This is a genomic window from Faecalibacterium taiwanense (assembly GCF_036632915.2).
Classification (GTDB): domain Bacteria; phylum Bacillota; class Clostridia; order Oscillospirales; family Ruminococcaceae; genus Faecalibacterium; species Faecalibacterium taiwanense.
The window spans coordinates 479,097-502,294 of record NZ_CP155552.1 but is presented as its reverse complement, the minus strand read 5'-3'; the positions used below and the strand labels follow the sequence as shown (position 1 = coordinate 502,294).

Annotated in this window: 18 protein-coding genes, 2 tRNA genes, 3 rRNA genes and 1 pseudogene; 4 read left to right on the top strand and 20 right to left on the bottom strand. The window is 56.0% G+C overall.

Annotation, left to right across the window (positions count from 1 at the left end; all coding sequences use genetic code 11):
* The 9 genes and pseudogenes from PXT33_RS02365 to PXT33_RS02325 all read right to left on the bottom strand — a co-directional run bounded on the left by PXT33_RS02365 (position 1) and on the right by PXT33_RS02325 (position 7,807).
* A complete protein-coding gene (locus PXT33_RS02365; protein ID WP_005943870.1) occupies positions 1-744 on the bottom strand; it encodes an ABC transporter ATP-binding protein in 744 nt (247 codons plus the stop codon).
* A gap of 12 nt (positions 745-756) precedes the next feature.
* Positions 757-1,566, bottom strand: coding sequence for an ABC transporter permease (locus PXT33_RS02360; RefSeq protein WP_223388262.1), 810 nt, complete (start codon positions 1,564-1,566; stop codon positions 757-759).
* A gap of 6 nt (positions 1,567-1,572) precedes the next feature.
* Positions 1,573-2,139 (bottom strand): dTDP-4-dehydrorhamnose 3,5-epimerase, encoded by a 567-nt coding sequence (gene rfbC, locus PXT33_RS02355; RefSeq protein WP_044953950.1) that lies wholly within the window; start codon positions 2,137-2,139, stop codon positions 1,573-1,575.
* 71 nt (positions 2,140-2,210) lie between these two features.
* Complete coding sequence (locus tag PXT33_RS02350; protein WP_044953989.1) at positions 2,211-3,551, bottom strand: D-alanyl-D-alanine carboxypeptidase family protein; 1,341 nt, start codon at positions 3,549-3,551, stop codon at positions 2,211-2,213.
* Positions 3,552-3,648: 97 nt separating this feature from the next.
* A pseudogene (locus PXT33_RS02345) lies at positions 3,649-4,238 on the bottom strand (dipicolinate synthase subunit B).
* Complete coding sequence (locus PXT33_RS02340; RefSeq protein ID WP_005943859.1) at positions 4,235-5,029, bottom strand: NAD(P)-dependent oxidoreductase; 795 nt, start codon at positions 5,027-5,029, stop codon at positions 4,235-4,237. Before PXT33_RS02340 ends, PXT33_RS02345 begins: the two are co-directional and overlap by 4 nt.
* Positions 5,030-5,166: 137 nt before the next feature.
* A complete protein-coding gene (locus PXT33_RS02335; protein ID WP_242959221.1) occupies positions 5,167-5,760 on the bottom strand; it encodes an ECF transporter S component in 594 nt (197 codons plus the stop codon).
* Between the two features lie 142 nt (positions 5,761-5,902).
* Positions 5,903-6,883, bottom strand: coding sequence for a Gfo/Idh/MocA family oxidoreductase (locus tag PXT33_RS02330; protein ID WP_332375874.1), 981 nt, complete (start codon positions 6,881-6,883; stop codon positions 5,903-5,905).
* A 33-nt stretch (positions 6,884-6,916) separates the two neighbouring features.
* Complete coding sequence (locus PXT33_RS02325) at positions 6,917-7,807, bottom strand: type III pantothenate kinase (RefSeq protein WP_347070442.1); 891 nt, start codon at positions 7,805-7,807, stop codon at positions 6,917-6,919.
* Between the two features lie 228 nt (positions 7,808-8,035).
* On the opposite strand from PXT33_RS02325, the gene coaBC reads away from it, so the two are divergent.
* Positions 8,036-9,232, top strand: a complete 1,197-nt coding sequence (gene coaBC / locus PXT33_RS02320) for a bifunctional phosphopantothenoylcysteine decarboxylase/phosphopantothenate--cysteine ligase CoaBC (protein ID WP_097774290.1) — start codon at positions 8,036-8,038, stop codon at positions 9,230-9,232.
* A 36-nt stretch (positions 9,233-9,268) separates the two neighbouring features.
* Here coaBC and PXT33_RS02315 read toward each other — a convergent pair whose 3' ends face one another.
* Entirely contained in the window at positions 9,269-10,117 is an 849-nt protein-coding gene (locus PXT33_RS02315; RefSeq protein WP_120080509.1) for a DegV family protein, read from the bottom strand.
* 329 nt (positions 10,118-10,446) lie between these two features.
* Here PXT33_RS02315 and murC point away from each other — a divergent pair, with 329 nt between their 5' ends.
* Positions 10,447-11,829 (top strand): UDP-N-acetylmuramate--L-alanine ligase, encoded by a 1,383-nt coding sequence (gene murC / locus PXT33_RS02310; RefSeq protein ID WP_332375873.1) that lies wholly within the window; start codon positions 10,447-10,449, stop codon positions 11,827-11,829.
* Between the two features lie 62 nt (positions 11,830-11,891).
* Here murC and PXT33_RS02305 read toward each other — a convergent pair whose 3' ends face one another.
* From PXT33_RS02305 to PXT33_RS02265, 9 genes are all read right to left on the bottom strand, one after another.
* Positions 11,892-12,365, bottom strand: coding sequence for an LURP-one-related/scramblase family protein (locus PXT33_RS02305; protein WP_005943839.1), 474 nt, complete (start codon positions 12,363-12,365; stop codon positions 11,892-11,894).
* A 147-nt stretch (positions 12,366-12,512) separates the two neighbouring features.
* Positions 12,513-13,484, bottom strand: coding sequence for a histidine kinase dimerization/phospho-acceptor domain-containing protein (locus PXT33_RS02300; RefSeq protein WP_298637843.1), 972 nt, complete (start codon positions 13,482-13,484; stop codon positions 12,513-12,515).
* Complete coding sequence (locus PXT33_RS02295; RefSeq protein WP_298637844.1) at positions 13,466-14,146, bottom strand: response regulator transcription factor; 681 nt, start codon at positions 14,144-14,146, stop codon at positions 13,466-13,468. Before PXT33_RS02295 ends, PXT33_RS02300 begins: the two co-directional genes overlap by 19 nt.
* Before the next feature lie 4 nt (positions 14,147-14,150).
* The gene (locus PXT33_RS02290; RefSeq protein ID WP_154260788.1) at positions 14,151-15,014 is read right to left on the bottom strand and encodes a TraX family protein; all 864 of its coding nucleotides are present in this window, start codon (positions 15,012-15,014) and stop codon (positions 14,151-14,153) included.
* Between the two features lie 140 nt (positions 15,015-15,154).
* Positions 15,155-15,271: ribosomal RNA gene (rrf, locus tag PXT33_RS02285) — 5S ribosomal RNA — on the bottom strand.
* A gap of 127 nt (positions 15,272-15,398) precedes the next feature.
* Positions 15,399-18,233, bottom strand: a 23S ribosomal RNA gene (locus PXT33_RS02280).
* A gap of 205 nt (positions 18,234-18,438) precedes the next feature.
* Positions 18,439-18,515, bottom strand: a tRNA-Ile gene (locus tag PXT33_RS02275).
* Positions 18,516-18,518: 3 nt separating this feature from the next.
* A tRNA-Ala gene (locus PXT33_RS02270) sits at positions 18,519-18,594 on the bottom strand.
* Positions 18,595-18,715: 121 nt separating this feature from the next.
* Positions 18,716-20,226, bottom strand: a 16S ribosomal RNA gene (locus tag PXT33_RS02265).
* Together the 16S, 23S and 5S rRNA genes with 2 tRNA genes alongside form the textbook arrangement of a ribosomal RNA operon.
* A 576-nt stretch (positions 20,227-20,802) precedes the next feature.
* Between PXT33_RS02265 and aroD the strand changes: the two genes are divergently transcribed.
* Both aroD and PXT33_RS02255 read left to right on the top strand, forming a co-directional pair.
* Entirely contained in the window at positions 20,803-21,558 is a 756-nt protein-coding gene (gene aroD, locus PXT33_RS02260) for a type I 3-dehydroquinate dehydratase (protein WP_332375872.1), read from the top strand.
* A gap of 18 nt (positions 21,559-21,576) precedes the next feature.
* The gene (locus PXT33_RS02255) at positions 21,577-21,861 is read left to right on the top strand and encodes a hypothetical protein (RefSeq protein WP_294648534.1); all 285 of its coding nucleotides are present in this window, start codon (positions 21,577-21,579) and stop codon (positions 21,859-21,861) included.
* 68 nt (positions 21,862-21,929) lie between these two features.
* Here PXT33_RS02255 and PXT33_RS02250 read toward each other — a convergent pair whose 3' ends face one another.
* Positions 21,930-23,141 carry an NADP-dependent isocitrate dehydrogenase gene (locus tag PXT33_RS02250; protein ID WP_097776995.1) on the bottom strand — a complete coding sequence of 404 codons (1,212 nt, stop codon included), beginning with the start codon at positions 23,139-23,141 and terminating at the stop codon, positions 21,930-21,932.
* Positions 23,142-23,198 lie beyond the last annotated feature (57 nt).

Sequence of the window (23,198 nt, the reverse complement as noted above, 5' to 3'; positions counted from 1 at the left end):
TCAGGCCTCGCCGCGCTGCGTTGCCTTGTAGGCCGCGCAGACCGTTGCCGTATCGCCGTTCATTTTCAGGTGGCCGTGGCTCAGCCATGCCACCTTGCTGCACATGCGCTCGATCTGCTCAATGGAGTGAGACACCAGAATGACCGTGGTGCCGCCCGCCATCAGCTCCTGCATCCGCTTTTCGCACTTCTGCTGGAACAGGAAATCGCCCACCGAAAGCACCTCGTCCGCAATGAGGATATCGGGCTTGGTGATGGTGGCAATGGCAAAGCCGATGCGGGCCACCATGCCGGAGGAGTAGTTCTTGAGCGGCACATCCAGAAAGTTCTGCAGCTCGCTGAACTCCACGATCTCATCAAACTTTTCGTCCAGATACTTGGGCGAGAAGCCCAGCACCGTGCCGTTCAGATAGATGTTCTCGCGGGCAGTCAGGTCCATATCAAAGCCCGCGCCCAGCTCGATGAGCGGGGCGATGGAGCCGCGGACCGTCACCTTGCCCTTGCTGGGCTTGTACACGCCCGCAATGGTCTTGAGCAGGGTGGACTTGCCCGAGCCGTTCAGGCCCACAAGGCCATAGAAATCGCCGGGCATGATGTCCAGACTCACGTCCTTGAGGGCGTAAAATTCATCGTACTGCAGGCGGCCCTGCACCATGGCAAGGAAGTATTCCTTCAGGCTCTCATGCTTTTCCTTGGAGAGGTTGAAGCACATGGAAACATTGTCCACTTTGATGATCGGTTCCATTGTTCTTCCTCCTTAAATATGCAGCACAAAGCGGTCCTGCGTTTTGCGGAACACCCACACGCCCACCAGCATGGAGAGCACGGCGCAGCAGCCGCACACCGCGAACATGTTGAAATCCAGCGGGATGCCCCACATCACGGTACGGCGGAAGCCTGTGATGTACCAGTACATGGGATTCAGCTTGATGATCTGCTGCATGTTGAACCCGCCGATGGAAAAGGTCATCTGGGTGGGATCGTAGAAGATGGCGGAAAAATACAGCAATGCGGTGATGAACACGCTCCAGATGTGCATGATATCCCGGAAGAACACGGTAGCCGCTGCCAGAAGCAGGCCCACGCCCAGACTGAAGAAGAACAGCGTCACCAGCGGGTAGACCGCCTCGATGAGGGTCAGGTGGAAGGGTGCACCGGTAAAGATCATGACCAGCAGCAGCGCCACAAAGCTGAACACGCAGTTCACCATGGCAAAGCAGCACTTTTCCAGCGGGAAGATATACTTGGGGATATACACCTTTTTGAGCAGGGGCGCAGCGCCCAGCACACTGCTCATGCCGGTGGAGGTGGCCTCGTTGAAGAAGTTGAACAGCAGCTGGCCGCACATCAGGAACACGGCAAAGTTGTCGATGCCGCTGCCGCGCATGTCCATCAGACTGCTGAACACGGCCCAGTACACAAGGCACATGAGCAGCGGGTTCAGAACGCTCCACACCACGCCCAGCACGCTGCGGCGGTATTTGAGCTTGAAGTCACGGCTGACGAGGTTCCACAGCAGATAGCGGTAGCACCAGAAGCCGTTCCACATTGCTTTGAATTTTGCCACAGGCGATCACCACTTTTCAAAATATTCAAACTTCTGTGCAGCAAAGGGCTCGTGCAGCTTGTCCTTTGCGCTGGTCTTGTGCTCGCAGCCGCAGTCCGGCCACTGCACGTTCACGGTGGGGTCATCGTAGGGGATGCCGCCCTCGCTGGTGGGGTCATACACATCGGTGCACTTGTAGCAGAACTCTGCCACATCGCTCAGCACCAGAAAACCGTGTGCAAAGCCCTCCGGGATGTAGAACATCTTCTTGTTTTCCTCGGAAAGGGTCACGCCCACCCACTTGCCGAAGGTGGCGCTGTGGGGGCGGCAGTCCACGGCCACGTCAAACACCTCGCCCTTGGTCACGCGCACCAGCTTGCCCTGCGTGTGGTTCTTCTGGAAGTGCAGGCCGCGCAGCACGCCGCGGGTGGAGCGGCTCTGGTTGTCCTGCACGAATTCCTTATCGATGCCGGCTTCGGCAAACTGATCCTTCTGATAGGTCTCCATAAAATAGCCGCGGTCGTCGCCGAACACCTGCGGCTCAATGACCACAACACCGGGGATCTCGGTCTGAGTAAACGTAAACTTGCCCATATTTTGTACCTCTCTTTTGTGAAGCATGTTTGTTTTATCTGGAAAAGTCTGTTCGACACAGGCTTTTGCGCTTATTTGCTGCGGCGGGTCTGTCCCTGTTCCGTGCGCGTTCTGCGGCGTTTCTTCCGCCAAGTGATGAACCGCACCACCAGAAAAGTCACCAGCGCTGCCGCTGCGGTGGACCCCAGCGAGATGCCCAGCAGCCAGAATGCATGGCTTTGGGGCTTTACCGCCTTGGCCGCTTCCAGCTCCTGACCGGTGCTGTTCTCCAGCAGTTCAGGCAGGCCGGAAATTTCCGCATCCACACGCACGCTGGTGCTCTCCTGCTTTTCGCCGCCGTGGACGGTGTACACAGCGTACACCTCCGGGTCGGAGCCAAGGACATAGCTTTCCGGCAGTTCCAGCGTCACCTCCACATCGTCGGCAGTCAGGCCGTTGGCCAGCAGCAGCCGCACGCCGGGGTCGGAGACGGTCACGGTGCCAAGGCTCCCGCCGCCGCCCACCACGCTCAGCGGTGCTGTGATGCCCTGCGCGGGCAGGTCGGTGTAGCCGGTAAAGGTGCTGAACGCATAATCCAGCAGGGTGCGCATATCGTTGTATTTATCAGTGCTCAGCTCGCTCTGCATGGTCACGCAGATGAGCCGCACGCCGTTCTGCTCCGCCAGACAGGCGTAGCTGTAGCGGGCCGTGTTGGTATAACCGAGCTTGGAACCCAGAATGGACGAGATGTAGTACCGGCTGGAGCCAATGCGCATCTTGTCCTGCTGGGAAAAATAGCGGGTCACGGGCTGGATATTGGTGGGCTGCATGGTGTACATCTCATTGCGGGTGAACACCTGCTCAAAGCCCGGCTGCTCCAGTGCCCAGCGCAGGATCTGCGCCATATCGTAGCAGCTGGTGTAGTGGTCCTCGTCGCTGATGCCGTGGGGGTTTGCAAAGTGGGTGTGCGCAAGGCCCAGCTCTTCTACCCGTGCATTCATCTTTGCCACGCCGTCCGCGATGGTGCCCTCTCCCACATATTCGGCCAGCAGGTTCGCGCCGTCGTTGGCACTGGCCATCATGGTGGCATACAGTGCATCCGTCAGGGGCACTTCTTCGCCCTCGCGCAGGGCAATGTGACTGGAATCGGTGCCCGCCAGCGAGTAAACATCCTCGTGGGTCACGGTGAGCTTTATATCATCCCAGTTTCCCTGCGCCTTTTCGCAGGCAAGGCCCAGCGTCATCACCTTGGTGATGGATGCCGGGTGCAGCTCTTCGTTCATATTCTGCTGTGCCAGCACAAGGCCGGTGTCTGCATCGATGATGCAGTAAGCGCGGGTGGCACCAAGGGCAGGGCCAGCCGCCGCTGCCCCCGGCACGAACACGCAGATCATAAGCAGCACAACGCACAGCGCCGCTGTCAGTTTTTTCATCTGGTTTTTCTCCATTGAGCGTTTTTCTGCCCGTCGTACTGCACCGGCAAAGCATCAGATAATAGTATACCACACTTTACCCCGGCTGAAAAGCCATTCAGACGTTGTTTTGCAGCAGAACGGGCTGCAGCTGCCGCCCGGCCAGCGCAGCGTCCAGTGCAGCGGGCAGACGGGCAAAGTCCGCCTTCAGGCTGTTGGGCTTGTGGGTGGGGTCATCCTGCCCGTAGGGCACAAAATAGTAATGCTTGCGTTGGAAAAGTCGAGCGATGTTCTCCCCCGACGCTCCCAGCCCGTCGTTTGTGGAAACGCCCACCACCACCGGGCATCCCACCCGCAAAGGCTTTTTGCCGCCAGCGTTACCGGCGTATCGGAAAGCCCCGCCGCCAGCCTTGCCAGCGTGGCCCCGGTGCAGGGCGCGATCACCAGTGCACTGGCCAGCTTTTTAGGGCCAAGCGGCTCCACGGCCTGCAACGTGTCCAACACTGCATGGCCGGTAAGGGCTTCCAGCCGTTCCTGCCAGAACTGCCCGGTGCCAAAGCGGGTATCCTGCTTTGCGGCAAAGCTCATGATGGGCAGCAGCTCCCAGCCCTGTTCTGTCAGCTGCTGCGCTGCCGCAAGCGCCGCTTCCAGTGTGCAGAAGCTGCCGCACACCGCAAATGCAATGCGTCCTTTTTTCTGCGTTCTCATGTGTGTTCCTCCCGCTCCCGCAAAATGGTCAGCACGGTGCGCGCCACCGCTTCCCCGGCCGTGTCCGGCGCACAGGCGGCGGGCAGGCTGAGCGCATGGATGGCCTTGCAGCCCAGCCGCTGCGCCGCAGCGAAGTCGGTGCCGCCGGGCTTTGATGCCAGATCTACGATCAGGCTGCCGGGCCGCAGAGCCGCCAGCACCGGCTCGGTCAGCACCGGGGCCGGGATGGTGTTCACCACCGTATCAAAGGCCGGAGCCAGCGCGGCCAGCCGGGCAAGCTCTGCACCCCGCAGACCAAGGCTCTCGGCCAGCGCACGCTGTTCGGCGCGCCGGGCACAGACAGTCACATTTGCCCCCAGTGCCGCCAGCCGCGCCCCCAGCGCCTGCCCCACCGGGCCAAAGCCCAGCAGCAAAAGGTTTGTGCCCCACAGGGTACGGGTGCGCTCGGCCAGCAGGATGCCAATGCAGCCCTCCGCCGTAGGGATGGCATTGTACACCGTCAGCTCCGGTCGGGCAAAGTAATCCACCAGCTCCACGCCAGCTTTCTGTGCGATGGTCTTTGCCTGAACTGAGAGCCTGCCGCCCAGTGCCACCGCACCGGGCTTTGCGGCCCGCAGCAGCTCTGCCAGCGGGGTGCGGGCCGCATCCAGCGGCAGAGGCAGCAGGATATAATCTGCCAGTGCAACCTGCTCGGCTCCGCCCACCGCATAACCTGCCCGTTCCAGCACCCGGCCTGCCGCCGCCTGCCGGGCATCGGTGCCCACCACCGCAAACAGCTTTTTCGCTTCCATGCCGCATCCCCCTTTGCCTGCTCGTGGGCCATCCTATGCAGGAGAAATATTTGTTGTGAAAAAACTCCTCCAGCTTTCGCCGGAGGAGTTTTTTATCACGATTATAGAATGCGCCGCCCTGACATCCGGCACATCTTTTATTTTACGAACTTTGCCACGGCACGGGCTACGATGCCGCCCAGAATGCCGGAGACAAGGAACTCGGCCACGCCCTGCACGCCGACCAGCAGCACCACGAACATGAAGGGGTTCGCAGCACCCTTGACGGACACCAGGTTCTGCACGTAGTCACAGCCGTAGAAGGCCAGCACGATCCAGCCCATGAAGAACACCGTGTTCAGGAACGGGGCGCTCATGGCGCTGACGATGTAGCTCCAAGTGCCGGGCTTATCAAAGCGCTTCAGGCCGCTGAAGATCAGGCCGCAGCACAGGCCCATCAGCACGCGCATACCCACGCACAGGATAAAGGTGTTCACAGGGCTTACCTGAAACAGCGCACCCGTCATAGCGGAAGCACCGGTGATGGCATCGTAGAAGCTCACTGCGCCGAACACACCGCCCAGCAGTGCGCCCACAGCGGGGCCCATGGTGATGGCACCCACTGCAATGGGAAGGGTCAGGAAGCTCATGTACAGCGGGCCCACAGGCACACTGCCCAGACCCACCATTTTCATGACCAGCTCAATGGCAACCAGCAGCGCCACACGGGTAAGAGTTTTCGTATTTTTCATATTCAGTTTTCCTCCTGCTGCCGTTCCGCCCTATACGTCGGATACGGCGCAAACCTGCCCGCTCTATGCGGGTTTTAAAGTAAATATTCAAACAATTTGGAGCGCGTTTTTGTCAGGGCGTGTTCCAATGGGAAAGGCTTTTTCAGCGGTCGCACGGGAAGCGGATGCCCGCATTGCGGCGGGCCACCGTGAGCACACGGCTCACCGCGATGGTGGTATCCTGCATCCGGCCGCACAGCTCCTGATCTCCGCTCTCCAGCGCACGGGCAAAGGCTTCAAACTCTGCCGCCTGCCGGGGCCTGCCGCCATTCAGGTTATAGTGCTCTTCCTTGCCCTCGTTAGGGTGGAAGGTGATGCCGCCGCAGCAGTTGGCGGTGGACTTCTGCATGATATAGCCCTTCGTGCCCTGAATGATGTACCGGGCCGGGGCCGCGCAGTCCTTGGCGGCGATGCTCACGGCCTTGAAGCCGCTGTAATCCATGGTCAGGATGCCGCTGGTGTCGATGCCGCGCTCCATGTTGGCGGTATATTTGGCCTGATTCGGCTCCCCGAACAGGCCCACGATGTAGCTTACATTATATACGCCAAGATCCATCAGGGCACCGCCGGCACAGGCCGGGTCAAAGGCAGGCTGTACATCGCCTGCACAGAAGGCATCGTACCGGCTGGAATACTGGCTGAAATTGCACTGTACCAGCTTCACGGTGCCAATGCGGGGCAGCAGCTCCCGGATCTTTGCGTAGTTTTCAAGGTACTGGGTGGTGATGGCTTCAAACAGGAACACCTTTTTGTGCCGTGCCAGATTTACCAGTTCTTCAGTCTGGGCCGCCGTGGGTGCCAGCGGCTTTTCCACAATAACATGTTTGCCTGCTTCCAGCGCCACGCGGGCGTAGCGCACATGCTGCAGGTTCGGCACTGCAATGTACACCACATCCACCCACTGCAGCAGTTCCAGAAAATTGGTGGTGTGCTGCGGCACGCCGTACTGGCCGCAAAGGCTCTGAGCCAGCTCGGCGCTGCGCTCGGTGCTGCAGATGGCCTGCACCGTAAAAGGCGTGTGCTCTGCAAGCCATGGCAAAAATTCCCGCACGATCTTGCCCGTGCCAAGAATGCCTAATTTCATCTGATTTTTCTCCCCATCCTGTCGTTGGTCAGCCTACCAGCGCTTCCGGCTCGCGGCGGGTGCGCTTTTGGGGTAGGTGCGCTGTTTTGCATGGCCGTGCTGGTTCTGCCGGCCATAGTGCCTGCCGCCGCCCGCACTGTGGTGCTGCGGCTGGGACGCATTGAGCTGGTACAAAAGGGCAAGTCCCTTCATCAGCAGCTCCGGGTCGTAGGTCAGCGGGTGGCGGCACAGCGGTGTCACATACTTTGCCAGCCCTCCTGTTACCACCAGAGTGACCGGACGGCCAAGCTCTTCCTCAATGCGCTGCACCATGCCGTCAATGAGCACAGCCGTGCCCATCACGGAGCCGGACAGCATGCATTTTTCGGTGTTGGTGCCAATGGCGCTTTTGGGCGAGCCAAGATGCACCTGCGGCAGCTGGGCACAGCGGTCACCCAGTGCCCGCAGCCCGGTGGAAAGCCCCGGGCAGATGACACCGCCCCGGAACACGCGGTTCTCGTCCACCACATTAAAGGTCGTGGCAGTGCCAAGATCCACCGTGACCACCGGCAGCGGAAAATTTGCCGCCGCATAAGCCGCATCCACAAGGCGATCCTTGCCCACGGCGTGGGGTTCATCCACGCCCATGGTCAGTCCGGTTCGGATCTCCGGCGAAACGATGACCGGCTTCCTGCCCGTATAATGGCGGGCGCACTCAGCCAGTGCCCCGGTGATCTGGGGCACCACGCTGGTGAGCACAGCGCCCTCAAAGCGCATGGGGCGCTCAGGATGGCGGCGGTGCGCAAAAATTTTATCCATTTCGACACGATATTCTGCAGCCGTGCGGGTGCGCACCGTGTCCATGCGCGCCACAAAGCATACACGTCCGTCCCGAATGCCCCCAAGGGCGACGGTGGTGTTGCCTATATCAATGGCTAAGATCATAATTCTGTTTTCCCTTTATAACGCGGCAGTATCCGGCAGGACGGCGGAGAAAACTCCCCGATGGCCTGCCCATCACCGCAGTCTGTCTATTCTTTGTCAAGCTGTATTTTACCGCATTTTGTCCCCAGTTGCAAGCCTGTACAAAGATTTTGTTGTGCTGGCGGAACTTTTGCATTATACTAAGGTAAGAAATGTGGAAACAGTACGTTTTTGCAGGAGGTTTTACCAATGGATCTGAACGGAAAATGCGTCCTTCTGGGCGTAAGCGGCGGCATTGCCGCCTATAAAATGGCCAACGTGGCCAGCGCACTGCGCAAGCTGGGAGCCGATGTGGAGGTCATCATGACCAAAAATGCGACCCAGTTCATCACCCCTGTTACATTTGAAACGCTTACCGGCCACAAGTGCATGGTGGATACCTTTGACCGGGATTTCAAGTTTGAAGTCACCCACATCTCGCTGGCAAAAAAAGCCGATGTGATCCTTGTCGCCCCGGCCACTGCCAACGTCATCGCCAAGATGGCCCACGGCATCGCCGATGATATGCTCACCACCACAGTGCTGGCTGCAAAGTGTCCCAAGCTCGTTTCTCCGGCCATGAATACCGGAATGCTGGAAAACCCCATCACGCAGGATAATATCGCCACGCTGGAACGCTACGGCTTCACGGTGATCCCCTCCGAGAGCGGCGTGCTGGCCTGCAAGGATGTTGGCAGCGGCCGTCTGCCTAAGGAAGATGTACTGATCGAGTATATCCTGCATGCCATTGCCCGGCCCAAAGATCTTGCCGGTCTGCGCATTGCCGTCACCGCCGGCCCCACACAGGAGCCGCTGGACCCGGTGCGCTACCTCACCAACCATTCCACCGGCAAGATGGGCTATGCCCTTGCCCGTGCCGCCGCCATGCGCGGCGCGGATGTCACCCTTATCCACGGCGAGACCGCCCTGCAGCCGGTCAAGTTTACCACCGATGTGCCCGTGACCACTGCTCAGCAGATGTACGAAGCCGTCACCAGCCGCTTTGATGCTACGGATGTGCTCATTATGGCCGCTGCCGTGGCTGACTACCGCCCCGCTGCCGTGGCAAACGACAAGATCAAAAAAAAGGACGGCGACATGTCCATCCCTCTGGAACGCACGCCGGATATTCTGGGCACCATCGGCCCCAAAAAGACCCACCAGTTCCTGTGCGGTTTTTCCATGGAGACCCGCGATCTTGTGGAAAACTCCTCCGCAAAGCTGACCAAAAAGAATCTGGACATGGTGGTTGCCAACAACCTGAAAGTGGCCGGTGCCGGTTTTGGTGTGGACACCAATGTAGTCACCCTCATTACCCCGGACGGCACCCGTGAGCTGCCGCTGATGAGCAAGGCCGATGTGGCCGATGCCATTCTGGATGAAATTTTAAAACGCCGCTCCCAGTGAGAAAAAGTGGCTGTCGCATGTGCAACAGCCACTTTTTTATTTTTCCTTCCGTGCAAACACGATGCCAATGGTACCCGGGCCGGAATAGCCGCCGATGGTGGTGCCGATGTCTGTCTCGTGGCATTCCTTGAAACTGCCGTATTTCTTCAGCCCCGCCTTCACTGCATCCATGCAGCCGGGCTTCGGCTGGCAGGAGGAGATGAACACAAGGCTATCCTCGATGTCGTCGCGTTCCACCAGACGGTCGGTGATGTACTTGCCCACGCAGATGGGCAGGCTGCCGCGGTATTTTTTGACTACCTTCAGCTCGCCGTCGATCACTTCCAGTGCGGGCTTGATGCCCAGCAAGTTTGCCCCGAAGGCCAGCACACCGGAGCAGCGGCCGCTCTTGGCCATAAAGTCCAGCCTGTCCAGTACAAAGCTCAGCTCTACCCGTTTGGCAAGGCTCTGCAGCCGCATCGTAATGTTGCGGGGAGGCAGGCCATCTGCAGCCCACTTGGCCGCTTTCAGCACCAGATAGCCCTGCCCGGTACAGATATTCTGGCTGTCCACCACATAGACATTCTCGAATTCGCCTGCCGCCAGCTTCGCATTCTGGAAGCAGGACGAAAGCTTGCTGCTGACCGAAATATGGATCACCGCATCGCACTCTTTGGCAAACGGCTCAAAAAATTCGGTATATTCCACCAGATTTGCGGCGGCGGATTTGGGCATTTTGCCGCCCGCATTCACATAGGCAAACACATCTGCCGGGTGGATCGTTACGCCGTCCAGATAGCTATCCTCACCCATCAGAATGTGCATGGGCATCAGGGCAATGTCCCACTGTGCCAAAAGCTCTTCGGACAGGTCGCAGGTGCTGTCCGCTGTGATCTTGATTCTCACATTATTTCTCCTTTTATAAAACCGTTCTGCATCCTCTGTCGGTCGCACCGACGATCCCTTAAAAAATTGTCCTTTTCTATTTTACCACAGATGATTCAAAGTTGTTAAGTATTTTGTAAAGGCAAATGTAAATCTTTTATGAAGAAGTTCCCGGTTTCGGTTTTCTTGTACACTTATCACAAATTCCGAATTGGATTTATGGTTCTTTCCGAAAATTCGGGTTTACCTGTTTATTTTGTCCGCCAAAAATTATATAATAAGATGTATCCTAATAGAATGGATTGAATCGGTCTGCTCTGCGGCCGTTATTTATTTGGAGGTTGCCTTATATGTTCATGTACACCGATTACAACCAGCACCTGCTGGACAATGTAAAAAAGATCCACTTCATCGGCTGCGGCGGCAGCGGCATGTATCCGCTCATCCAGATCCTTGCCGCAAAAGGCTACGAGATCTCCGGCAGCGATGTGCTGGATGGCAGCATCATCCGCTACGAGCGTGAGATGGGTGTCAAGGTCAGCCTGGGTCACAGCGCCGATAATGTGATCGGCACCGACATGGTGGTCTACTCTGCCGCCATTTCCAAAGATAACGTGGAACTGAATGCCGCTGCCTCCTACGGCATCCCCACCATCGAGCGCAGCGTTCTGCTGGGTTATGTGAGCCGCCTGTACAAGCAGAGCATCTGCGTCTCCGGCACCCATGGCAAAACCACCACCACTTCCATGATTACCACTGCGCTGGAGTTGGCAGGCCGCGACCCGTCTGCCGTCATCGGCGGCAAGCTTCCGCTGATCAATGGCTACGGCAAGGCCGGCAAGGGCGACGATATCGTAATTGAGTCCTGTGAATTTGCCGAGACCTTCCTGAAACTGACCCCGTACCTGTCCGTTGTGCTGAACATCGACAATGACCATCTGGATTACTACGGCAGCATGGGCGAGCTGAAGTTCGCCTTCAAGCGCTTTGCCCTGATGACCAAGTTCATGATCTTTGCCAACGCCGACGACAAGAACACCATGGATGTCATGTACACGCTGGACCGCCGCGTGCGCACCTTTGGCATCCAGAACGACGGCGATTATCAGGCATTGAACGTGAATGAATACAAGCCCGGCTTCTTTGAGTTCGACCTGAAGGAGTGGAACAAGGTCACCGGCCATATCCGGCTGGCCGTGCCCGGCTACCACAACATTTACAATGCGCTTGCCATGTGTGCCGTCTGCCGCTTCGTCGGTCTGACCGTGGAGCAGTGCGCCGATGCAGCCCTGAATTTCAAGGGCGCTGGCCGCCGCTTTGAGGTTTACGGCGAGTGTAACGGCGCTTTGGTCGTGGACGATTATGCACATCATCCCACCGAGCTGCGCGCTACCCTGAACACTGCCAAGGAGATGGGCTACAAGCGTCTGATCGCCGTCCACCAGCCGTTTACATACAGCCGCACCAAGATGCTGTTCAACGACTTTGTGGATGTGCTCAAGATCCCCGATATCACCGTTCTGACCCCGATCATGGGCAGCCGTGAGCCCAACGATCCCACCATTACCAGTGCAAAACTGGCCGCTCAGATTCCCGGCTCTGTTCTGGTGAACAGTCTGGAGGAGGCCGCCGATTGGGTCAAGCAGAACGCCCGGGAGGGCGATCTGGTCATCACCCTCGGCTGCGGCGACATCTACAAGGCCAGCAAGATGATGGTGGCCGACAACCAGTAAAGAATCTGCTATACAAAAAGAGGAACGACAGCTGTCGTTCCTCTTTTTTTCGTTGATCCGGGTCAGTTCCGCGAGCACTTTTCCGCGTCGATGGCCAACACGAACATCAGCACATAAAGCGCATCCTTCGGGTCGGTGATGTCCAGAACGTAGGTGTCCGTCCAGTGGAACGGTTCCTTGGACACGGCAGCCACCGTGCCGCCGTCCGGGCCGGTGATGGTATAGTCCCACTCGAATACATCGCCCTCCACATGCCAGCCGTTGAAGTCGATGTTGTACTTCGGCTTGAAGAAGGTCAGCTCCTTTTTCAGGGTACCGATGCAGGTCTCGCCCTCGTACAGCTCAAACTTGGGCAGCCAGGTCAGGATCTCTTCCTTGACGGTGCCCAGCTCCTGCTGTTCTTCCGGGTCGTAGATCTTCAGGCAGTGCCCCCAGGACAGCTGCCCCTTGACCACATACACGGTGTTTTCGTTTTCGTCGTAGATGTCGTAGCTGTCAAACCAGCTGAATGCACGCTGTCTAAAAAGCAGTTTCATCTTCCTCACCTCACTCGGAATACGATTTGGGACGTCCTTTTCGTGCGGTTCTTCCGCTTTTTTCCATCATACCAGATTCTGCCTCATCGTGCAATCCCGAAGCAGCCCCGCCCGGAACATTCTCCGGGCGGGGCTGCCGTTTGCCGTTCAGTTTTCTACGATTCGGCATGTTTTGTCATTCTTTTTCGTTTTGTATTTCAGTGGTGTCTGCACCTCGGCACGGATCTTTCCCAGATAGGTGCGGGTCTGCTCTGCACCCTGCAGAATCGCTTCCACCTGCGCCCGCTGTTCCTCAGTCAGGTCATCCTCCGCCAGCAGCTCCGCGTTGCCCTCGATGATGGTCAGCGGCGTTTTCAGCTTGTGGGACAGCTGAATGATCTGCTCCCGCTGCCGCTGCTCCATGTCCCACTGCTTCTGCAGGCTGCCGGTCAATTCATCGCCCATGGTCTGCAATGCCTGCAAAGCGCTCTCGTACTCCCGCACCTTCGCACCGGAAAACACGGCGCTGTCCAGATCCTTCCGCGCCACCGCCTGCGCGGCGGCGGTCAGCTTTTCGGTCTCCCGGGTCAGGAAGCGCCCTGTCCTGTGGGTGCTCCACACCACTGCCCCTATCAGCAGCAGAATGCCCAGAATGCAGTGCACGGTCTGCATATCCGGCAGCACGCCCCGCAGCGCAGGGTCGGCGTAGGGCACGGCATAGTCAAATTGCAGCAGGCAAACCGTTCCGTCCTGCAATTTCGACGTCATATAATACTGTGTGTAGCCAAAATGCCAGCGGGTTTTCCCCTGCTGGTTCTCCATTGCCCGCTGCAAGTGCCCGGCATCCATGTTGGTGGCCAGCACCTCGCTGCTGTCCGGCGCGGCAAACAGGGCGTACCGGCACAAGGAGTCCAGCTGCGTTTCGTCAAAGGTTTCGGCGGTCATGCCTGGCAAAACGTCCTGTGCGGCCTTCTGGCAGGCCTGCGCGGCCTGATTCGCGGGCAGGAACAGCCCGCTGTTCTGGATCCACAACAGCAGCACCAGCAGCCACCCCACCGCGACCAGCAGGCAGGCCAGCGCCGTGCGCACCAGATATTGCAGCAGCACGCTGCGCAGAGAAATCAGTCTTCGCTTTTCCATCGGTACCCCACGCCCCATACGGTATTAAGCAGCTTTTCCGGCTCCGGCACGCCCGCCGCCCGCAGCTTTGCCCGGATATTCTTGATGTGCTGGGTCACGGCGGTGTCGTTCGCAGTGCCGTCAATGCCAAAAACTGCTTCGTAAATTTGTTCCTTGGTAAAGGTCTGCCCGGCGTGCAGCGCCAGATACTCGCAGATGGCATACTCCGAGCGGGTCAAGGGCAGCGCCTTCCCCTCCACCGCCGCGCTCCGGGCGGTCAGGTCAAAGGCTACGCCGCTGCGCACCATCCGGTGCGCCGGGGTGCGGCTCTGCCGCCGCAGATGTGCCGCCACCCGCGCCCGCAGCTCTGCCACCCGGAAGGGCTTCAATAAAAAGTCATCTGCCCCGATACCCAGCCCCTCCAGCACAGCAGCCTCGTCGGTGCGGGCGCTCAGAAACAGAATGGGTGCTTCGGTCAGGCTGCGGATGCGCCGACAGACCGCAAAGCCGTCCTCTCTGGGCATCATCACGTCCAGCAGGATGCAGTCTGCCCAGCGGCATAGCGGTTCGGTCAACGCCCCGCCCGCCTGCCGCGTTTCTACCCGGTGACCGTCCCGCTCCAGAGCGGTGCAGATCAGCTTGCAGACCTCCAGATTGTCATCCACTGCCAGAATGTTTGCCACAAGATCACCTCAACACGTTATAAACAAGGCAGGATGCTCCATACAGCAGGTACACATGGGCGGGGTAGAACCAGTAAAACAGCCGCTTATGTCCGCTGCCACGCTGCCCATTGTACAGCAGCATCAGCAGCACCGCCGCTACGCCGAACCACTCGTAGTAGTCGGTGAACATCTGCGTCCACACAAAATCCGCCTGTCTGCAAAGCATCCCAAAGGTCGGCACAAAATCACATAGGAAAATGAGCACGGCCCATGCCGTCAGCTGTACGCGGCGATGCCCCCGCAGGGCATACAGCAGCACACCGCCCAGCAAAAAGCTCCAGCCGCCGTCCGTGATGGTTGTCCACATGGGCAGCGGGCTTGTAATGACAAAGGCCACGATCGTTGAAGCAATGGGCATCTCCTGTACCCCGGGGAAGAGCAGCAGAAATACTACCACCACATACGGCCAGCACAAAACGGCGGCAATGGCGCCAATGCCCTTTGCGAATTTTTTCTCCCGCAGCCAGTCAATGCCCTGCCAGACGATGCACAGCAGCACAAGATCCTGAAAAATAGCATTCTGCGGGTAGAAGCCATCCCCGCGCCGGAAGGCCTTGGCGTAAATCATAAAAAATTCCAGCGCCGCCATGGCTGCGCCGATAGCCCAGATGCGGATAAAATACCGCCTGCGGTCATGGGTATGGGCAAAGCCCTCTACCGTGCAGAACAGAAACAGCGGCGCACTGAGCCGCCCCAGCATACTGAACACCGTCGGGATGCAGCCGGTGAACTCGAAGAAATAATGAATGTGATCCAGTACCATCAGCACCAGTGCAATGGTCTTGAGCTGGGTACCGTCCAGCCCTTTTTTCGTCAATTTTTCCATACAGGCTCTCCTTTCCTTGTGCATTCAGTGTAACAGGAAAATCTGTAGAAAGTATAAGTTTCTGCCTTTATGATACTATTTTTTGCCCCAAAACGCAAACAAAAAAGCCCTAAGACTTTCATCTCAGAGCTTTCTGTTCAAGTCGGCGACTACCTATTTTCACGCGCCGTTTCCAGCGAACTATCTTCGGCACAAGTGAGCTTAACTTCTGTGTTCGGAATGGGAACAGGTGGAACCTCACCGTCATCGACACCGACCGATTTGACTGAACCAGTATAACATGTTTGTTGTACTTTGTCCAGTGTTTCTTAGAAGGACGTGCCTTCAAAACTGAATAATCACTGCTTACATTTTTTCGTTGACTCTTAGAGTCTCAAGCGAATTGTGGTCAAGCCCTCGACCTATTAGTACACGCTTGCTGAATGGATCGCTCCACTTACACATCGTGCCTATCAACCTTGTAGTCTTCAAGGGGTCTTACTTGTTTGAAACAATGGGATATCTTATCTTTGGGTCGGCTTCACGCTTAGATGCTTTCAGCGTTTATCCGATCCGTACATAGTTGCCCAGCTATGCTCTTGGCAGAACAACTGGTGCGCCAGAGGTACGTCCGCTCCGGTCCTCTCGTACTAGGAACAGCTCCCATCAAATATCCTGCGCCCACGACAGATAGGGACCGAACTGTCTCACGACGTTCTGAACCCAGCTCGCGTACCGCTTTAATTGGCGAACAGCCAAACCCTTGGGACCGAATACAGCCCCAGGATGCGATGAGCCGACATCGAGGTGCCAAACCTCCCCGTCGATGTGGACTCTTGGGGGAGATCAGCCTGTTATCCCCAGGGTAACTTTTATCCGTTGAGCGATGGCATTTCCACTCACATACCACCGGATCACTAACTCCAACTTTCGTTACTGCTCGACCCGTCAGTCTCGCAGTTAGGCTCGCTTCTGCGTTTGCACTCTTTTGCTTGATTTCCGTTCAAGCTGAGCGAACCTTTGAACGCCTCCGTTACTCTTTAGGAGGCGACCGCCCCAGTCAAACTGCCCACCTAACAATGTCCCCCGCCTTGATTCAAAGGCGCAGGTTAGAATTCCAATATCGCAAGGATGGTATCCCAACGGCCACTCCACAAGCGCCAAAGCACCTGCTTCCCAGTGTCCCATCTATCCTGTGCATGCAACATCGAAACCCAATATTAGGCTACAGTAAAGCTCCATGGGGTCTTTCCGTCTTGTCGCGGGTAACCGGCATCTTCACCGGTACTACAATTTCGCCGGGCGGGCTGTTGAGACAGTGCCCAAATCATTACGCCTTTCATGCGGGTCAGAACTTACCTGACAAGGAATTTCGCTACCTTAGGACCGTTATAGTTACGGCCGCCGTTCACTGGGGCTTCGATTCAATGCTTGCACATCTCCTCTTAACCTTCCAGCACCGGGCAGGCGTCAGCTCGTATACGTCATCTTTCGATTTAGCACAAACCTGTGTTTTTGGTAAACAGTTGCTTGGGCCGATTCTCTGCGGCTGCATTGCTGCAGCACCCCTTCTCCCGAAGTTACGGGGTCAATTTGCCGAGTTCCTTAACAACCCTTCTCCCGTTGGCCTTAGAATCTTCTTCCTACCTACCTGTGTCGGTTTGCGGTACGGGCACCGCAGAAATTCACACAGCTTTTCTCGCCATCTTCCATCTCAGACTTCGGTACTAACTTCCCTCGATCGCTACCGGAACCAACACCCGGCTCCGAGACTTCATATGTGTCCCTGTGTTTAACTCTTTTGGTGGTGACGGAATCTCTACCGTCTGTGCATCGGCTACGCCGTTAGGCCTCACCTTAGCTCCCGACTAACCTGGAGCGGACGAACCTTCCTCCAGAAACCTGAGGCTTTCGGCCATGCAGATTCTCACTGCATTCGCGCTACTCATTCCGGCATTCTCACTTCTATACACTCCACAGCCGCTTGCGCTACTGTTTCACCGCGTATACAACGCTCCCCTACCCAGCATGTAAACATGCTGCCTAAGCTTCGGTGTCAGGTTTAGCCCCGTTAAATTCTCCGCGCAAAGACGCTCGACCAGTGAGCTATTACGCACTCTTTGAATGAGTGGCTGCTTCTGAGCCAACATCCTGGTTGTCTACGTATCTTCACATCGTTTTCCACTTAACCTGACTTTGGGACCTTAGCTGTAGATCTGGGCTGTTTCCCTTTTGACAATGACATTTATCTGACACTGTCTGACTCCCAAGCATCAATACTCTGGCATTCTGAGTTTGATAAGCTTCGCTAACCTCTCGGCCGCTAGGCTATTCAGTGCTTTACCTCCAGGTATCTAACTTGAGGCTAGTCCTAAAACTATTTCGGGGAGAACCAGCTATCTCCGGGTTCGATTGGAATTTCTCCGCTACCCACAGTTCATCCGCCGCCTTTTCAACGGAGGTCGGTTCGGTCCTCCATGGAATTTTACTTCCACTTCAACCTGACCATGGGTAGGTCACCCGGTTTCGGGCCCATTATATGCAACTTAACGCCCTTTTCAAACTCGCTTTCGCTTCGGCTCCAGACCTTAAGTCCTTAACCTTGCTGCATACAATCGCTCGCCGGACCGTTCTACAAAAAGTACCCTATCACGCATTGACGCGCTCTAGGTGCTTGTAGGCACAGGGTTTCAGGTTCTTTTTCACTCCCCTCCCGGGGTGCTTTTCACCTTTCCTTCACAGTACTATACGCTATCGGTCACTGGGTAGTATTTAGGGTTGGAGGGTGGTCCCCCCATATTCCGACCAGGTTTCACGTGTCTGGCCGTACTCTGGATCCTGCGCAGCTCTCTCCGTTTTCACCTACGTGGTTCTCACACTCTCTGACCGGCCTTCCCATGCCGTTCGGTTAACAGATTAAGTCCTAAAAGCAGTCCGTACCCCGAAAGTATTTCTACTCTCGGTTTGCCCTCTTCCGCGTTCGCTCGCCACTACTTACGGAATCTCGTTTGATGTCTCTTCCTCGCCCTACTTAGATGTTTCAGTTCAGGCGGTTCCCTCGATATACCTATTTTGAAGTTCAGTATAACGTACCTGAGTATGAACCCAGGTGAGTTTCCTCATTCAGAAATCTCCGGATCAATGCTTATTTGCAGCTCCCCGAAGCTTATCGCAGCTTATCACGTCTTTCATCGGCTCCCAGTGCCAAGGCATTCGCCCTGCGCCCTTGTTCGCTTGACCTTTCAAACGTTCTCTTGGAACATTTGGTATCCTCTTGATTCTCTCTTGCCAACGAAGATTATTGTTACCCTTCCTTTTGAAATTGTAATATTTCTTAAAAAGAACTTACTATAATCTTTGTTTCGCAGTTATTATTCAGTTTTCAAGGTACGTCTTGGTGATGTTCTTCAAAGCCCGGTCTCCCAGAACTTTGAGAAACATCACATGGTGGGCCAAAATGGACTCGAACCATCGACCTCACGATTATCAGTCGTGTGCTCTAGCCAGCTGAGCTATTGGCCCATGTGGTGGAGATTAAGGGAATCGAACCCTTGACCCCCTGCTTGCAAAGCAGGTGCTCTCCCAGCTGAGCTAAACCCCCACATTAGGAATTGAGTTCCCTTTTCAGGGCCCTCAAAATCGAACAATATCTACTCTGCTTGTTTGTTACCTGTCCAAGGACTGTCCATCTTTTGATGTCCTGTCCTTGCCTGACTCCTTAGAAAGGAGGTGATCCAGCCGCAGGTTCTCCTACGGCTACCTTGTTACGACTTCACCCCAATCACCAGTTTTACCTTCGGCGGCGTCCTCCTTGCGGTTAGACTACCGACTTCGGGTCCCCCCGGCTCTCATGGTGTGACGGGCGGTGTGTACAAGGCCCGGGAACGTATTCACCGTGGCATGCTGATCCACGATTACTAGCAATTCCGACTTCGTGCAGGCGAGTTGCAGCCTGCAGTCCGAACTGGGACGTTGTTTCTGAGTTTTGCTCCACCTCGCGGTCTTGCTTCTCTTTGTTTAACGCCATTGTAGTACGTGTGTAGCCCAAGTCATAAAGGGCATGATGATTTGACGTCATCCCCACCTTCCTCCGTTTTGTCAACGGCAGTCTGGCCAGAGTCCTCTTGCGTAGTAACTGACCATAAGGGTTGCGCTCGTTGCGGGACTTAACCCAACATCTCACGACACGAGCTGACGACAACCATGCACCACCTGTCTCCTTGCTCCGAAGAGAAAACATATTTCTATGCCTGTCAAGGGATGTCAAGACTTGGTAAGGTTCTTCGCGTTGCGTCGAATTAAACCACATACTCCACTGCTTGTGCGGGCCCCCGTCAATTCCTTTGAGTTTCAACCTTGCGGTCGTACTCCCCAGGTGGATTACTTATTGTGTTAACTGCGGCACTGAAGGGGTCAATCCTCCAACACCTAGTAATCATCGTTTACGGTGTGGACTACCAGGGTATCTAATCCTGTTTGCTACCCACACTTTCGAGCCTCAGCGTCAGTTGGTGCCCAGTAGGCCGCCTTCGCCACTGGTGTTCCTCCCGATATCTACGCATTCCACCGCTACACCGGGAATTCCGCCTACCTCTGCACTACTCAAGAAAAACAGTTTTGAAAGCAGTTTATGGGTTGAGCCCATAGATTTCACTTCCAACTTGTCTTCCCGCCTGCGCTCCCTTTACACCCAGTAATTCCGGACAACGCTTGTGACCTACGTTTTACCGCGGCTGCTGGCACGTAGTTAGCCGTCACTTCCTTGTTGGGTACCGTCATTATCTTCCCCAACAACAGGAGTTTACAATCCGAAGACCTTCTTCCTCCACGCGGCGTCGCTGCATCAGGGTTTCCCCCATTGTGCAATATTCCCCACTGCTGCCTCCCGTAGGAGTCTGGGCCGTGTCTCAGTCCCAATGTGGCCGTTCAACCTCTCAGTCCGGCTACCGATCGTCGCCTTGGTGGGCCGTTACCTCACCAACTAGCTAATCGGACGCGAGGCCATCTCAAAGCGGATTGCTCCTTTTCCCTCTGGTCGATGCCGACCCGTGGGCTTATGCGGTATTAGCAGTCGTTTCCAACTGTTGTCCCCCTCTTTGAGGCAGGTTCCTCACGCGTTACTCACCCGTTCGCCACTCGCTCGAGAAAGCAAGCTCTCTCTCGCTCGTTCGACTTGCATGTGTTAGGCGCGCCGCCAGCGTTCGTCCTGAGCCAGGATCAAACTCTTTATAAATGATATTTATCACTTAAAAGTGTTAAATCTTGTTCGCTCAGCACGCAATCGCTTGCGTCCTGTGTGAATTACTTTTGGAATTGTTTTTAGTGTTTTTCCAAACACTTAAAAGGTTCCTTACAAGTTTTTCGATATTGTTCAATTTTCAAGGTCCTGTAGCGCCTCAGCCTTGCGGCTGACGACCTGTTTATTTTACCACCGAAGTGGCTTTTTGTCAAGCCTTATTTTTTAGAAGCTTTTGAACTTTCTGAACTTGGATGTCTTGAAGTTTCTCGGAACAAACCGGTCTTTCTTGACGTCTATTGGTTCTTTTCAAGGGCTTCCTGCTGAGACTTCGGAAGTCATTCTTTTGCCTCAGCGCTTGGCGCTCAAGTATAATACCACACCCCCGCCTCCTTGTCAACACTTTTTGACAGATTTTTTCCAATTTCTTTGCAGAATAAAGAATTCCTCTGTTTTTCACCCGTTACAGGGCGCGCCTTTTTCTTGACAAGGCGGCGGGCAGAACGTATTATGGAGTCATCCCCCAGCATCCTGTATAAGGTAGCTATACTTATTACATAAAGGAGAAGCGCCATGTCCTGTGTCAACATCCGCGGCTGCTGCATCGGTGAGGGCCGCCCTAAAGTTATTATTCCTATTGTAGAGCCCACAGAAACCGCCGTTCTGGAAAAGGCTGCCGCGTTTTCCACATTGCGCGCCGATTGTGTGGAATGGCGTATCGATTGCTTTGAAGGTGCAAAAGACCTTCCGGCTATCGTGCACTGCGCTGCGAAGCTCCGTGTTGCCTTAAAGGATCAGCTGCTTCTTTTCACCTTCCGCACAAAGGCCGAGGGCGGCAAAGTCGCTCTGGCCCACGAAGAGTATCTTCATTTTATCCGCACCGTTCTTGCCACCGACTGCGCCGATCTGATCGACATTGAATTTTACACTGCGGGCGCAGAACTTCCCGCGCTGATCGAAGAAGCCCACACCGCCGGGGCTGCAGTGGTGTGTTCCAGCCACGACTTCCATAAAACGCCGCCGCGCGCCGAACTGGTGAGCCGCATGGTTGCCATGCAGCAGGCCGGGGCTGATCTGCCCAAACTGGCTGTGATGCCCCAGAGCCGTGCCGATGTGCTGGAGCTTCTGGCTGCCACCGCTGAAATGGCCGACCGGCATCCGGAGACTCCCATCATCACCATGAGCATGGGAGCTTTGGGCGCGGTGAGCCGCCTTTCCGGCGAAGCCTTTGGCTCTGCCATGACCTTTGCCAACCCCGGGCAGGCCAGTGCACCGGGGCAGGTTTCACTGGAGGTCGTAAACGAAGTATTGGATGCACTGCATTTATAAATCCAGAAAGGAGCTTTTATGAAAAAGCAGTATTCTGCTCTCCCGGAACTTCTTTTGCGAAGTATTTTTTACACGCTTATCAATTATGTGCTTCTCAGCATGGTGCTGTCTTTTCGGCTTCATTGGAGCTCCATTCTGTTTTCTGCTGCCATGCTGTGGTTTGCTTTGGATTATTCAAAGACCATCCAGCAGTTGACCGGCAAACGGCTTCTCGCAGACCTTTTGTGGCTTGGCTGCATTCTCATCAGCACATTTATTGCATTCTTTGTCGGGTACATTCAAGGCTCGTTCGCATCATTTTAACGAAAAAGACCGGAGCTGTAGGTCGCACTTACAGTTCCGGTCTTTCTTTTTATGTCACAAAGAGATGATTATGCCAGCTTGGCTTCCAGACGGGTGCGGATGGCCTTGATAAAGCCCTCGCTGTCCACAGCGGTGGGGGTGATGCCCTCAGCCAGACCGCACAGGTCTTTCGTCATGATGCCGTCGTTCAGGGTCTGCAGGCTGGCGGCTTCCAGTGCCTCGCCAAACTTCACCAGCTCCGGCAGGCCATCCAGTTCACCGCGCTTCTTGAACGCGCCAGACCACGCAAAGATGGTAGCCATGGGGTTAGTGGAGGTCTTTTCGCCCTTCAGGTACTTGTAGTAATGGCGGGTGACGGTGCCGTGGGCGGCCTCGAACTCGTATTTGCCGTCCGGGCTGACCAGCACGCTGGTCATCATTGCCAGAGAGCCAAAGGCGGTGGAGACCATATCGCTCATCACGTCACCGTCGTAGTTCTTGCAGGCCCAGACAAAGCCGCCCTCGCTGCGAATGACGCGGGCAACGATATCGTCAATGAGGCTGTAGAAGTAGGTGATGCCTGCGGCCTCGAACTTTGCCTTATACTCGGTGTCATACACCTCCTGGAAGATATCCTTGAAGGTGTGGTCGTACTTCTTGGAGATGGTATCCTTTGCGCCGAACCACAGATCCTGCTTCACATCCAGTGCGTAGTTGAAGCAGCTGCGGGCAAAGCTGCGGATGGAATCATCCTTGTTGTACTGGCCCTGCAGAACGCCAGCGCCCTCAAAGTCAAACACGGTGGCGCGCTGCTCAGAGCCATCGGCACCGGTGAACACCAGTTCAGCCTTGCCGGCACCCGGGATGCGGAACTCGGTGCACTTGTACACATCGCCGTAGGCGTGGCGGGCAATGGTGATGGGCTTTTTCCAGTTTTTGACCACCGGCTTGATGCTGTCGATCATGATGGGTGCGCGGAACACGGTGCCGTCCAGCACCGCGCGGATGGTGCCGTTGGGACTTTTCCACATTTCATGCAGCTTATACTCGTCCATGCGCTGGGCATTGGGAGTGATGGTGGCGCACTTGACCGAAACGCCGTACTTCTTGTTGGCAAGGGCGGCATCCATGGTCACCTTGTCGGCGGTAGCGTCGCGGTTGGGCAGGCCCAGATCGTAATATTCGGTCTTGAGGTCCACAAACGGAAGGATCAGTTCGTCCTTGATCATCTTCCACAGAATGCGGGTCATTTCGTCGCCGTCCATCTCGACGAGGGGCGTGGTCATTTTGATCTTTTCCATAGCAGGGTTCCCTTTCCTCTCTTTGGGTCGTTTCTCCAGCCGCGCTGCACTGCCAGA

Bases quoted from the DNA above. Each gene is read 5' to 3' on its own strand.
- PXT33_RS02340 (WP_005943859.1), bottom strand. From the start codon at position 5,029: ATGGAAGCGAAAAAGCTGTTTGCGGTGGTGGGCACCGATGCCCGGCAG.
- PXT33_RS02330 (WP_332375874.1), bottom strand. From the start codon at position 6,883: ATGAAATTAGGCATTCTTGGCACGGGCAAGATCGTGCGGGAATTTTTG.
- PXT33_RS02290 (WP_154260788.1), bottom strand. From the start codon at position 15,014: ATGGAAAAATTGACGAAAAAAGGGCTGGACGGTACCCAGCTCAAGACC.
- PXT33_RS02350 (WP_044953989.1), bottom strand. From the start codon at position 3,551: ATGAAAAAACTGACAGCGGCGCTGTGCGTTGTGCTGCTTATGATCTGC.
- murC (WP_332375873.1), top strand. From the start codon at position 10,447: ATGTTCATGTACACCGATTACAACCAGCACCTGCTGGACAATGTAAAA.
- PXT33_RS02300 (WP_298637843.1), bottom strand. From the start codon at position 13,484: ATGGAAAAGCGAAGACTGATTTCTCTGCGCAGCGTGCTGCTGCAATAT.
- PXT33_RS02255 (WP_294648534.1), top strand. From the start codon at position 21,577: ATGAAAAAGCAGTATTCTGCTCTCCCGGAACTTCTTTTGCGAAGTATT.
- PXT33_RS02365 (WP_005943870.1), bottom strand. From the start codon at position 744: ATGGAACCGATCATCAAAGTGGACAATGTTTCCATGTGCTTCAACCTC.
- PXT33_RS02325 (WP_347070442.1), bottom strand. From the start codon at position 7,807: ATGATCTTAGCCATTGATATAGGCAACACCACCGTCGCCCTTGGGGGC.
- PXT33_RS02250 (WP_097776995.1), bottom strand. From the start codon at position 23,141: ATGGAAAAGATCAAAATGACCACGCCCCTCGTCGAGATGGACGGCGAC.
- aroD (WP_332375872.1), top strand. From the start codon at position 20,803: ATGTCCTGTGTCAACATCCGCGGCTGCTGCATCGGTGAGGGCCGCCCT.
- PXT33_RS02335 (WP_242959221.1), bottom strand. From the start codon at position 5,760: ATGAAAAATACGAAAACTCTTACCCGTGTGGCGCTGCTGGTTGCCATT.
- coaBC (WP_097774290.1), top strand. From the start codon at position 8,036: ATGGATCTGAACGGAAAATGCGTCCTTCTGGGCGTAAGCGGCGGCATT.
- PXT33_RS02305 (WP_005943839.1), bottom strand. From the start codon at position 12,365: ATGAAACTGCTTTTTAGACAGCGTGCATTCAGCTGGTTTGACAGCTAC.
- rfbC (WP_044953950.1), bottom strand. From the start codon at position 2,139: ATGGGCAAGTTTACGTTTACTCAGACCGAGATCCCCGGTGTTGTGGTC.